A 12,144-nucleotide genomic window follows, 5' to 3' on the forward strand; every position below is an offset into this window, starting at 1 on the left:
ATCCTTTCAGGCGGAGCGGCGCACGCGCGGGTCGAGCACGGCATAGAGCAGGTCGACGAGGGCGTTGAGCAGGACGAAGGCGACACAAATAAAGGTCAGCGTCGCCATGACGACGGGCCGGTCGAGTAGCTGGATGGAATCGATCAGCAGCTTGCCCACGCCCGGCCAGGCGAAGATCGTCTCCACCACGACGGCAAAGGCGAGCATGCCGCCGAACTGCATGCCGACGATCGTGACGATGGGAATGCTGATATTGGGAAGGGTATGTCGGAAGAGGATGCGCTGCGGTGACAGTCCCTTGGCCCGGCAGAAGCGGATGAAATCCTGACCCTCCACCTCGATCGTTCCGGCCCGCGCAAGCCGGGCGACCAGTGCGATGTTCGGAACGGCAAGGGCAAGGGCGGGAAGAGCAATATGACGAAGGCCGTCCAGGGTGAGGAAGCTCCATTCCTCGCTAAAGAAGGCATTGGTCTGCCCTCGCCCACCCGGCGGCAGCCAGCCGAGCGCGATGGCGCCGATCAGGATGAGCATCATGCTCAGCCAAAAGGAGGGAATGCTGAGGGCAAAGACGCTGGCCTTGAGGACGAGCCTGTCGACGAGCCCGCCCTGCCGGCGCCCGGCATGAAGGCCAAGGAGCGTGCCACAGGGAGCCGCGACGAGCATGGCGACCGTGGCAAGCTCGAAGGTTGCCGGCAACTTGCTCAGGACCAGCGGGAAGGCGGGCAGGTGATAGATATAGGACGTGCCGAACCTGCCGGTTACGACATTGCCCATGAAGACGAGGTACTGCCACCAGAGCGGCTGGTCGAGGCCAAGGGCGATGGTGGCGTTGCGGATGTCCTCGGCGGTGGCCGTCTCGGCATTGACGATGTTGAAGACGGGATTGCCGATGCTATGGATGCCGACAAAGCCGATCACCGACATGACGAGGAGGAGAAGGAAGGCCTGTGAAAGCCTTCCGACGATGGTGCTGATCATGGCCGCGTCCTCACATGGGCGCCGGGACAGCCTGCATGGCCGTCGTCCAGCCGCGCGGATGGACGGCATAGGCGCCAACCTTCTTTCCGTGCCCGACGATCAGGTGGAAATGGTAGAGCGGCAGCATCGGATAGTCGGCCATGACGAACTCAGTCGCTTTGGCGATTGCAGCATTGCGCTCCGGCCCATCCTCCATGTCGAGGGCCTTGGCCAGCATCGCGTCGAACTCAGGATTGCCGTACCTGCCGTAGTTGAGCGAGCCCGATCCTGTCTTGTCGTCGCGCGAGCCAAGAAGTGCCTGGAGGCAGAAGCCGACCGCCTCGCCCGAGCAACCGCCATACCAGACCGGGTACTCACCATTGGAGCGCTTGGTGGCAAAGACCGAGAAGGGGGCGACCACGGGCTGGGCGCTCACCCCGATCCGAGCCCAGTTCTGCGCGATCGACTGGAGGGACTCGCCGTCACCCGGATAACGGCCGGCAGGGCCCGCGAGAACCAGCTTGAAGCCGCCGGTGTAGCCGGCCTCGGCAAGAAGGGCCTTTGCCTTTTCGTAGTCGGGCGAACTTACCTTGAGGTTCTCCGACGTCCCTGCCATGCCCGGGGGAAAGAGTTGCGAGGCGGCCGTGCCATAGCCAAGCAGGATGCGGTCGGTGATGAAGGCGCGGTCGGTGGCAAGGGTGAGCGCCTCGCGCACGCGCTTGTCGCGGAAGGGATTGGCAATCGGTTTGCCCGACTGGTCCGTGACCCCGGGGGCGGCTTCGTCCGCGATGTCGAATTGCAGGAAGTTGGAGCGGGCGGCGCTCGTGCTTTCGACCTTGAGACCACGCTGCTTCAGACCCTCGACGTCGCGGGCCGGGATATAGTCGGCGATGTCGACATCGCCGGTCGTCAGCGCCGCCACGCGGGCCGCCGGGCTTTCGATGACACGGAAGACGACATTGTCCCAGGCGGGCGTGCCACCCCAATAGGCATCGTTCCTCGTAAGGGTCAGAACCTCGCCCGACTGCCAGCTCTTGAACCTGTAGGGACCGGTTCCGATCGGCTGCGTGCCGGCATTGAGCGCCTCCGTCGTGACAAAGCCGTCTGCCTTGTCCTTCATGATGAAGATGGAGGTCAGCGACAGCGGTAGGGTCGGAATGTCCTCGCTCGTCTCGATGACCACAGTCATGGGGTCCGGGGTCGTCACTGCCTTGATCGCCTGCGTATAGGATTGGAAGCCCCCGCTCGGAGGCTTGAGAAAGTCGCGGATGCGCTCGATCGAGTAGATGACGTCCTTTGCCGTGAACGGGGAGCCGTCATGGAACGTCACACCCTCGCGTAGCTTGAATTCCCAGCGCGTCTCGGAGAGCCGCTTCCAGGATACGGCAAGGCCCGGCTGCGGGTTCAACCGCTCATCCTGGTTTACCAGCCGTTCGTAGATGTGAGAGAGCAGCGAATTGTTCTCGTTGAGGTCCGCGTAGTGCGGATCGAGCGTCATCAGCTTCATCTGCGTTCCGACGCGAAGGTCCTCGGCCTGTGCGATGCTTGCGACGAACCCTGCGAACAGGGCGATTACGACTGCTCCGGCAAGGGCTGCCGGCCGGAATCGATGCATGAATGTCATTATGGTGTTCCCTCCTTGAGATTTTTTGATTACCTGAGGCATGAAAGGGTGCTGCCGCGCACGACGCACAGGCCCGCTATCCACGGGGCAGGGGTGTCCTGCTCGGTGGCAAGGTCGTGCGGCGTCCAGATCGCTGAAACGGGTCGAGCCGTGTCGAAGCGGCTATGGCACCAGCGACGCGATGGGGAGGTTTCTATGGGTGATTGCAGGCAAAGTTCTGCTATTCTCAGAATCAGCCATGATCCGAGCTCCTTACAGCTTGGTTGTGGTCAGGCCGGAGGGTGTGCTGCAACACGCCTTCTGGCCGTCTGCTGTGCATGACCTACAGGAAGAAGCGATGATGCGCAACACAAATCACCATGGTTTGGTGATATGAAGCCAATACAGTGCAAATTGGCGCGCACCGCGTTGGGTTGGGGTGTCGTTGAACTCGCAAAAGCTGCGAAAGTCTCTACCCAAACCATTGTTCGACTGGAGCGAGGAGAAGAACTGCGTAAAACTACTCTCGAACGTATCACGCAAGTGCTCGAAAATGGTGGGATCGAATTTATCCCTGAGAATGGCGGCGGCGTTGGCGTTCGGTTTCGGGATCCGACATAGCATCATCATTAACGGCCAGCCTAAGCGCATCCTAATAGAGGCGCGCGTACACGGTTTAAGTCCTGTCCAACCTCTCTGCAAAATCGCTAGATTGGCCGAATCTATGCCGATCAGTGAGTTCTAAAATTGACATTATAAAGCCGCAGACTCAGCCAGGAGCACTTCGTACCGAATGCAGAACACCCGGTTGTCCCTCCAAAAGTCTGATGGAGGATCGCCATCCTTGCGAGATTCTATAACTGTTAGACAGTAGCATTGCATTCGCACGACTCCTTTGCTAAGGCGCCCAGCGCAATGCAGAACCATCGCAGGCGATGCAAGCTTAAGAAAGAGTATTGGGGCGTAGCCAAGCGGTAAGGCAGCGGTTTTTGGTACCGCCATTCCCAGGTTCGAATCCTGGCGCCCCAGCCATTCCCTCTTTTGTCAAGGGAGATCTAGGTTTCCCCACTGTGTTGGGCGAATGTTTGATAACTGAGAACATGTGCGGCAACGCAATGAACTGCGCAGCTAGCGCATTGGAAAGACGATTGGAAATGGACGTCCGCATCTATGCGATCAATCTCGACCGCTCGGCTAATCACTGGAACATGTTATTCCGTAGAGCGGAGGTCCTGACTCCTCCTCCTGTGCGCATTTCTGGCATTGACGGAGGGAAGACGCCGCCAACAGAGCGCATTGAGACTGTGGTGCCAATACCTCTCCGCAATAATGGTCGCACCATCTTGCTTGGCGAGTACGGCTGTTATCGTAGCCATCTAGAGACCTCTCCGTCTTTCTCTATATTGGTGAACCTACAGGTGTGATCGTCGAGGACAACATCGAGCTTCATACCAATCTCATCGCTCAGGCCACCGCTGCCGTCGAAGCGCTTCCCGGCGCGGATGCAATCAAACTTTTCAATCATCGCATCGTAGGTTTCAGGTGCATTGTCATATCACGGCTTGGCGACAAGATCGGCCGCGCAGCACATGGCCCTCAAGGCTCTGCGCATGCTATATCGTCACCCGATAAGGCGCGCAGAGACTGCTCACTGGTTTGAAAACAATGAATTACCTTTGGGACATAGTGCTGGAGAGAGGTTTGGCTTCCGGTATGCGAATCTACACCACGCGCCAATTTTTAGCCGCGCCAACACGCGATGTTACGAAGGTTGCAAGGCGTTCGGTCTATCGAGCGTCGAAGTTTCACTGGTGGAACCGGCTAAGAATTTATGGCATCTGCGTGATCGAAACTGCGCACAGGATCGCATATGCACGCCTTGACTAATTTTCGGACAATATCAGGCGAACAGGTGCGCGTTCTTCTGTTCCCAGCGTTGTGGGCTCTCATGGCCTCCGCCATGCTGGTCGAAAGCGACGTCTACCGGTACGTCACTATCGTCCTTGTTGTTTTTGCCGTTATTAGACGGGGAGCAGACGCCAAGCGGGTCTCCCGCGATTGGCTTGCGCTTGTGTGCTATGCTTGGTCCATCTATGTCGCTATTCGATTTTTGTTTGGAGTTTTGATTTCGGGGGACAAAGGCACCTCTGAATGGCTCTATGTCTTTCCGGTCTTCTTTCCCTTTGCGGGCGTTGCCCTATATGCGACGCGACGTTGTATTCTCCCAGCGGCAGCTCTTCTCCTCATCTGCGGCTTCGTCGGTCTATTTTTCACTCTGGATTTTTTTGTGATCTCTACGGGAAAACGGGCTGCCCCCCTTTTCCATCATAATTCCATCCATGCCGGGATCGGAGCCGGCATGCTTTTTCTGACAGCGCTTTTTTGGGTACTTCATGCTGCAGAGACTGGCCGCCTGAGGGGCGATCACAAGTGGCCTCAACTAGCGCTTGGGGGCGCAACCGCGGCCCTCAGCCTCTTCGGCATGCTGGGCTCGCAGTCCAAAGGGGCATGGCTTGCACTCGCCACGACAATCACATTCATGAGTATCTTGATGCTGTTACACTATGTTGGCAGATGGCGATTGCTTCTATTGGGAGGCTCGTTGCTGGTCGCAGTTGCCATCGCGACCATCGCCACCCCCTATGTGGAGAAAGTTGCGGGAACAACAATGGATGCAGCCGAGAGGCTGATTGACGATACCCTCACTGCGCGGGGACCGCTCTCTGCGATACAGAGGTCGATTGCTGATCCGACAACTCCGTCATCGATGCGCGAACGTCTCAAGTTGTGGTCGAACGCAAGAGAGTTAATACAGGAAGCGCCTTGGATCGGCTGGGGCAATGCGTGGCTTGTTCAGTGGAGAAAGACGACCTATTCGGGTGTCGGTTACAACCTGATGCATAACGGCTACCTTGAGATCATGGTCCGCCACGGACTTCTTGGTATCACGTTCCTGCTTGTCTTCGTCATTGCTGCGGTCTATAGCGTGAATGACGCTCGTCGTCGCAACGTGATCTCTTCAAGCCTCGCCGTCTATCTCTATAGTATAAGTTTCTTCTTTTTCTGCACAATTACCACAAACTCCAACAATCGGTTAGCGATCGGGGAATCCTTTTTTATCGTCGCAGCGGCGGCCGTGTTTGCTATCAGGCTTGCCATGAAAGAGGTATGCGATTGCCCTGACAGATACTCCGATCGTATATGATTCAAGGACTGCGGCCCAACAAGATATGTGATATGCTGAGCACTGGCATCGGCTTTCGCTCGCGCGGGGATCAAGCACGGCCCACGGCGACATCAAGAGTCTGATTGGGCTGAGCCCTCCATCGAATTGAAGAAGCCGCGCTGCGGAACAGACCCCGCGCATATAGCAAGTTCACCTCGACGCCATGACGAGTGGAGACCGGATCGCTTCCGGCGCTGGAGGCAACCATCGGCCCCGAGACCAAGGGCTGACACCGCCATTCTAGCCAGCCAGCCGGCCGCATCCGCTGTTGCCCGACAAGGTCCGCGAGGGGCTCCCCGTGCCCGTGCTGAATAGGTTATCCTCTGGCGGCCCCGAGGGGCTCGCTTTGGGCAGAAATTCCAGAACGCCACGGTTTTGTCGCCACCTGGTACAATCACTTCGCCCGGGGGCGGAAAGCCGGATCTGCGATCGGCTGCTTGAAGCCGTTTCGGAGACTTACGATGGCGACATAGTCAGAATCGACTCGACCTATATCCGCGTTAACCAGCGCGCGGCCACGGGAAACGGGGCATGCATACGAAGGCGGCATGGGGTGTTCCCGCAGCGGACTTACGAGCAGAATCGACACCCTCGTCGATGCCGAAGGTTTTTCCGTCACCCCTCGTCCGACCGGCAGACAGATTGCTCTGATCCCCAAAATCTGTTTGCCCGATTCGGCATGGAGCTTTAGAGATCAGCGATGGTGGCGCGATGAGGAGCCAGTTTTCTCCTGCCGATCTTTTGAAATGGTTTGATTGCAGTGTATGGGCTACCAGGACTTGAAGTTATGAAAGCGGTGTGAATGTGAGAGCGTTCAGTCAGCGGCGGCGATGATGATATGACAGACGACTACGTGCTGAGGGTTCTGGAAATCCCACGTATGGGCAAGCGCTTTTTGGCGTTGGCCGTGGACGCGATGCTATGCGCTTTGACAGTATGGTTCGCTTTTTGTCTCAGACTCGACGGCTGGGTGGCTATCTCGGGCGTACAATGGATTGCGATACTTGCATCAATAGCAATCGCTATTCCAATATTTGTGCGCTTAGGTCTCTATAGAGCGATCTTCCGCTTCATTGGCTGGTCCGCTTACTTCTCAATCGTCAAGGCGGTGTCACTCTACGGGCTAATCTACCTGACAGTGTTTACGTCTATAAGTGTTCCTGGCATCCCCAGGACCGTTGGCATCTTGCAGCCTCTACTGCTGCTCATTGCTGTCGGCATGTCCCGGTTGGTTGTTCGCTATTTTTTGGGCGAATCCTACCGGCGGATATTGAGCGGTAAATCGCGCTATAGTGTGCTGATATATGGCGCGGGATTGACCGGCCGCCAGCTAGCAAGCGCTCTTGAAAATGCAGGCGACCAGAGGGTTGTTGGTTATCTCGACGATGATGCCACGCTCCACGGCTCCTTGATCAATGGCATAAGGGTATATAGTCCCAGCGATCTTAGCACCTTGGTATTCAAGCATGAGGTGAAGACGGTTCTGCTGGCTCTTCCGACGCTCAAGGCATCGCGACGGAAAGACATTATTGAAAGTCTCCGAGGTAAGCGCGTTGCTGTTCGCCTTGCTCCGAATGTGAGCGAAATTGCCAAGGGGAAACTCGATTCTTCAGCCTTTCAAGAGCTTGATGCAAATGATCTATTAGGTCGTGAACCTGTCAGCCCAGACGGAGATTTGCTGGGTCGCGATATCAAGGATAAAACGGTCCTCGTGACGGGGGCGGGCGGATCAATCGGTAGGGAGCTGTGTCGCCAGATTATGGCCGTTAGGCCGCTGAAGTTGTTGCTGATTGAGCAGAGTGAGTTTGCACTCTATTCCATCCACGCAGAGCTACTTCGCCATTTCGCTGAGGCTGAAACTATAGTCGTTCCAATGCTGGCGTCAGTACGGGACGAGAGGAGAATCCTGGATATCCTCACTAGCTGGAGTGTGGATACTATCTATCACGCCGCAGCGTACAAGCATGTGCCCTTGGTAGAGCACAACCCCATAGAGGGCATTCGCAACAATGTCTTCGGCACATTGGTCAGTGCAAAGGCTGCCATGTCGGCGGGTGTTGCTCGCTTCGTTCTCGTAAGTACTGACAAAGCCGTGCGTCCAACGAATGTAATGGGGGCCAGCAAGAGGCTGGCTGAAATGGCCTTACAAGCATTGGCGGAAGGAAGCGGCTCAACCAACTTTTCCATGGTCCGTTTTGGCAATGTGCTTGGATCCTCGGGGTCCGTAGTACCATTGTTTAGGGAGCAGATCCGCAGTGGCGGTCCGATCACTTTGACACATCCGGAAATCACGCGCTTTTTTATGACGATACCGGAGGCTTCACAGCTAGTTATCCAAGCGGGAGCCATGGCCGAAGGCGGTGAAGTCTTTGTTCTAGACATGGGTGAGCCTGTGAAAATCATTGATCTAGCGCGGCGTATGGTGGAGTTGTCTGGTCTCACGGTCAGGGACGATTCAAACCCCGACGGGGATATTGAAATCGTAACAACCGGTCTTCGTCCTGCCGAGAAACTTTACGAAGAACTGCTGATAGGCGATAGTCCGGCGCCAAGCTCGCATCCGCTAATCATGCGCGCGCGCGAAGATTTTTTGCCTTGGATTACCTTAGAGCCTTCGCTTCAGCGTCTTGAGCATTTGACGAATAATGGGGATGTCGAGGGCGCGAAGGAGCTGCTCAAGTCATTAGTGTCAGGCTATAGGCCTTCTCCCGACGTTCATGACGTTGTGTGGAACAGGCGTGCATTCGTCAGTACTAAGTGAACATTGCTGCGGTGGGATCGTGTGTAAAGTACGTGTCCAAGCCAGATGTCGTCGAATGCTGGCGACAGTCATAGAAGTCAACACAACTGCAGCATTAAAGGCGGTGGAATTGATTTTGGCGCCGGGTGGGCGCTAGTAACTTGCTCAGTAGGGGGTGTCTTTGATAGTGATGCTCGCCTTTTGCCTACAACGTGTATCATGAGGGGGGGGGATTGATGTCTGATGGCTATCCGGAGAACGGCGAAATTAACCTGTTTGACTTATGTGAATTGCTGTGGGACCAAAAATGGGTTGTGGCTATCGTAATGGGTGTGGTGATTGTGAGTGGGCTCGCTTATTCGCAGATTGTCGTGCACCAGTATGAGGTAACAATCCCCTATAAGGTTAACATTTATCCGGTATCTGAGCGGGAACTTTGTAGTAATGACGCCGCATGTCTTGAGTTTCGCACGGCGAATGAGATGGCTGACTATCTGAAAGATGATTGGACCGTTGATAGCAAAAATTTCACTATGAGGCTGGTTACAGACAATCCGTCTTCAGTTGCGGACTATGATGCTGCTAAAAAGGAGCTTGCAAAAACGTTTACGTCTGAGGTGTACCGGAAAGCAAAAGCAGATATCGCGTTGATAACAGGGGGGTTAGACGAGCATATGCAAAGCGCCGATGTCGTTGCTGCCGATTTGCTTAATGCCAAGAGGGTGATACGAGACGTAGATGGCGGACAGAACGCAGTCGATTTTGGTTCAGTTCTCATCGTGAGAAATTCTCCCAGAGTCGGGTTGATCTTGGCTTTATCTGCATTGCTTGGGGGATTCGGTAGCGCGCTGTACGCCATAGTGCTAAACGCTTTCCGCAAACGGCGGGAACGGGTGTTGATGAATGTCCGCTTAAGATGACGGTAGTCGTGCCTCAATACCGGAAGTAATGGTCGGCTAGTTTGATGGATGCATTTTGCTTCAGCGCATAAAGGCATGAAGCACGCTTATGGTATCGACTGGATACCGTCTTGCGGTCGAAGCGCTTGGTGTAGGGTAAGGTTGTCTTGATCGTCTCCGGAACGCGGTTACAGCCACTGACTTTGATTCAATACGAGACGCCGTTTTGGGGCAAATGTAGGTGGCGAACTTGAACACGTATGTGAACTGTCTGAGTTATAAATGAAAAAGGTCCTGTTAGTATTTGGGACAAGGCCGGAAGCCATCAAGATGGCGCCAGTCTATAAAATGCTGAATGAATCGCCTGACCTCAATGTCCAAGTAGCGGTCACGGCTCAGCATCGGGAAATGCTCGACCAAGTGTTGGGTCTGTTTAAGATAGCTCCTTGTTACGACCTCAACGTGATGAAGCCAGGACAGGGGCTCACGGAAATCACTACGGCGGTGCTTGTCGGCCTTAAGGCGATATTGGAAGAATTTTCTCCTGATCTGCTGCTTGTCCATGGCGATACAACGACCACGCTTGCGGCCTCGCTTGCTGCGTATTATCAGCAAATCCCCGTTGGTCATGTCGAAGCAGGTCTGCGTACGGGCAACATTTACTCTCCTTGGCCCGAGGAGATTAATCGCAAGGTCGCCGGGACTATCGCACGTTTACATTTCGCGCCGACCCAGATGTCAGCGGCCAATCTGATCGCCGAAGGAGTGGCGCCTGAAGCGGTCATAGTGACTGGCAACACTGTGATCGACGCGCTGCTAGAGGTTGAGCTTCGACTTAAAAGCAACGAGGCGCAGAGCGAGGGTTTCGATATCGCCTTCGGGCTTGATCCATCGAAGCGAATGATCCTTGTAACTGGGCATCGACGCGAGAGCTTTGGAGACGGTTTTCAGCGAATTTGCGATGCTCTCGCTACGCTAGCTAAACGGGAGGACGTTCAGATTGTATTTCCAGTACATTTAAACCCAAACGTGAAGGGTCCGGTCGAATCCAAGCTTGGGGCTTTGGAGCGGGTGCGTCTCATTTCGCCGCAGGGTTACCTGCCATTCGTTCATCTAATGCGTCGTGCTGACATTATCTTAACCGATTCGGGAGGGGTGCAGGAGGAGGCGCCTTCGCTGGGTAAGCCTGTCTTGGTAATGCGCGACACGACGGAGCGCCCTGAGGCGGTCGACGCCGGCACAGTTAAGCTGGTGGGCACTGACTCTGCTCAGATTGTTCGTTGGGCTTCGGCTCTTTTGGATGACGCTTCAACTTATGGGATGATGGCCCGAGCGCACAATCCGTATGGCGATGGCTTAGCTGCGCAGCGTATCCGTAACGCAATTCTCGATTTTTTTGGCCTCGACAAGGTATGAAGTGATGCCCGGAGTATCTTTAAAACGCATTTCAGTTATAGGGCTTGGCTATATCGGGCTCCCGACAGCTGCAATGTTCGCCTCGCGACGGATTGAGGTCGTCGGTGTCGATGTGAATCTCGCCGCGGTTGATAGTATCAACCGCGGCGAGATTCACATCGTGGAACCTGATCTCGACATTCTGGTGCGGGCGGTAGTGCGGGAAGGTTATCTGCGAGCCACCACAGAGCCGGAACCAGCCGACGCCTTCCTTATTGCCGTACCCACTCCGTTCAAGGGTGCCAAGTACGAACCTGATCTTAGCTACATTGAATCCGCGTCACGGGCGATCGCTCCGGTCTTGCGACCCGGCAACCTCGTGATCCTCGAATCTACCTCACCTGTCGGCGCGACCGAGGCTATGGCAGGGTGGCTGGCGGAGGCACGCCCGGACCTGAGTTTCCCACAGGATGCGGGCGAAGCTTCCGACATCCGTATTGCGCATTGCCCCGAACGCGTGCTGCCCGGCAAGGTTATGCAGGAACTAATCACGAATGACCGAGTGATCGGCGGCATGACGCCGACCTGTTCCGCCTGCGCTGTGGCACTTTACAGCGCCTTTGTTACGGGCGAGTGCGTTATTGCCAGTGGCCCAAATGTTGCCGAGATGGCGAAACTGACGGAAAACAGCTTCCGTGACGTAAATATCGCCTTTGCTAATGAGCTTTCATTGATCTGCGACCGGCTTCAAATAGACGTGTGGGAGCTAATTCGACTTGCTAACCGTCATCCCAGAGTGAACATTTTGCAACCCGGGCCCGGCGTCGGGGGGCACTGCATTGCCGTCGATCCATGGTTCATCGTGTCCTCTGCCCGTGAGGAGGCTCGCCTCATACGAACTGCGCGCGAAGTCAACGACAGCAAGCCCGAATGGGTACTGAACAAGATCCATGCGGCAATCGGTGCGCATCTGATCGAACATCCAGGCAAAACAGCGCGGGACGTGACGGTGGCTGTGTATGGTCTTGCTTTCAAGCCAGACATTGATGACTTGCGGGAAAGCCCGGCGTTGGAAATTGCGCGAAGGTTATCAGAGAGGGAGGCTTGTAGTATTCTTGGTGTTGAGCCGTACATTGATCAAGACATACCTCCATTCGTTGACAGAATCGAGCTAACAACGTTTGAAGATGCTTCGGTTAGAGCAGATATCCACGTCCTGTTGGTAGACCACGCGTTATTCAAACGCACCGTTCCGCTACAAGGGACTATTATCGACACCAGGGGAAGTTGGAGCCGCTGAATGAATGACAGTATAAACCTACGG

Annotated in this window: 8 protein-coding genes, 1 tRNA gene and 1 pseudogene; 8 read left to right on the forward strand and 2 right to left on the reverse strand. The window is 55.5% G+C overall.

What is annotated here, in order from left to right; translation table 11 throughout:
* Positions 1–6: 6 nt before the first annotated feature.
* Positions 7–978 carry an ABC transporter permease gene (locus ACZ5TO_RS20945; RefSeq protein ID WP_464800552.1) on the reverse strand — a complete coding sequence of 324 codons (972 nt, stop codon included), beginning with the start codon at positions 976–978 and terminating at the stop codon, positions 7–9.
* A 10-nt stretch (positions 979–988) separates the two neighbouring features.
* Positions 989–2,581: an ABC transporter substrate-binding protein gene (locus ACZ5TO_RS20950; RefSeq protein WP_464800553.1), complete on the reverse strand. Its 1,593-nt coding sequence runs from the start codon at positions 2,579–2,581 to the stop codon at positions 989–991.
* A 372-nt stretch (positions 2,582–2,953) separates the two neighbouring features.
* On the opposite strand from ACZ5TO_RS20950, the gene ACZ5TO_RS20955 reads away from it, so the two are divergent.
* From ACZ5TO_RS20955 to wecC, 8 genes and pseudogenes are all read left to right on the forward strand, one after another.
* The gene (locus ACZ5TO_RS20955; protein ID WP_464800554.1) at positions 2,954–3,181 is read left to right on the forward strand and encodes a helix-turn-helix domain-containing protein; all 228 of its coding nucleotides are present in this window, start codon (positions 2,954–2,956) and stop codon (positions 3,179–3,181) included.
* 336 nt (positions 3,182–3,517) lie between these two features.
* Positions 3,518–3,592: transfer RNA gene (locus ACZ5TO_RS20960), tRNA-Gln, on the forward strand.
* 838 nt (positions 3,593–4,430) lie between these two features.
* Positions 4,431–5,765, forward strand: a complete 1,335-nt coding sequence (locus ACZ5TO_RS20965; protein ID WP_464800555.1) for an O-antigen ligase family protein — start codon at positions 4,431–4,433, stop codon at positions 5,763–5,765.
* A gap of 286 nt (positions 5,766–6,051) precedes the next feature.
* Positions 6,052–6,430: pseudogene (locus ACZ5TO_RS20970) on the forward strand (IS5/IS1182 family transposase); the annotation flags it as partial.
* Positions 6,431–6,624: 194 nt separating this feature from the next.
* The gene (locus ACZ5TO_RS20975) at positions 6,625–8,547 is read left to right on the forward strand and encodes a polysaccharide biosynthesis protein (protein ID WP_464800556.1); all 1,923 of its coding nucleotides are present in this window, start codon (positions 6,625–6,627) and stop codon (positions 8,545–8,547) included.
* Between the two features lie 215 nt (positions 8,548–8,762).
* Positions 8,763–9,446, forward strand: a complete 684-nt coding sequence (locus ACZ5TO_RS20980) for a Wzz/FepE/Etk N-terminal domain-containing protein (RefSeq protein ID WP_464800557.1) — start codon at positions 8,763–8,765, stop codon at positions 9,444–9,446.
* A gap of 261 nt (positions 9,447–9,707) precedes the next feature.
* A complete protein-coding gene (gene wecB, locus ACZ5TO_RS20985; RefSeq protein ID WP_464800558.1) occupies positions 9,708–10,841 on the forward strand; it encodes a non-hydrolyzing UDP-N-acetylglucosamine 2-epimerase in 1,134 nt (377 codons plus the stop codon).
* A 73-nt stretch (positions 10,842–10,914) separates the two neighbouring features.
* Positions 10,915–12,120, forward strand: a complete 1,206-nt coding sequence (gene wecC, locus ACZ5TO_RS20990) for a UDP-N-acetyl-D-mannosamine dehydrogenase (protein ID WP_464800559.1) — start codon at positions 10,915–10,917, stop codon at positions 12,118–12,120.
* The last annotated feature ends 24 nt before the right edge of the window (positions 12,121–12,144 follow it).

The organism is Shinella sp. Sh6, assembly GCF_055392685.1.

Coding starts and splice junctions, on each gene's coding strand:
- ACZ5TO_RS20965 (WP_464800555.1), top strand. CDS start 4,431: ATGCACGCCTTGACTAATTTTCGGACAATATCAGGCGAACAGGTGCGC.
- ACZ5TO_RS20955 (WP_464800554.1), top strand. CDS start 2,954: ATGAAGCCAATACAGTGCAAATTGGCGCGCACCGCGTTGGGTTGGGGT.
- ACZ5TO_RS20950 (WP_464800553.1), bottom strand. CDS start 2,581: ATGACATTCATGCATCGATTCCGGCCGGCAGCCCTTGCCGGAGCAGTC.
- wecC (WP_464800559.1), top strand. CDS start 10,915: ATGTTCGCCTCGCGACGGATTGAGGTCGTCGGTGTCGATGTGAATCTC.
- wecB (WP_464800558.1), top strand. CDS start 9,708: ATGAAAAAGGTCCTGTTAGTATTTGGGACAAGGCCGGAAGCCATCAAG.
- ACZ5TO_RS20945 (WP_464800552.1), bottom strand. CDS start 978: ATGATCAGCACCATCGTCGGAAGGCTTTCACAGGCCTTCCTTCTCCTC.
- ACZ5TO_RS20975 (WP_464800556.1), top strand. CDS start 6,625: ATGACAGACGACTACGTGCTGAGGGTTCTGGAAATCCCACGTATGGGC.
- ACZ5TO_RS20980 (WP_464800557.1), top strand. CDS start 8,763: ATGTCTGATGGCTATCCGGAGAACGGCGAAATTAACCTGTTTGACTTA.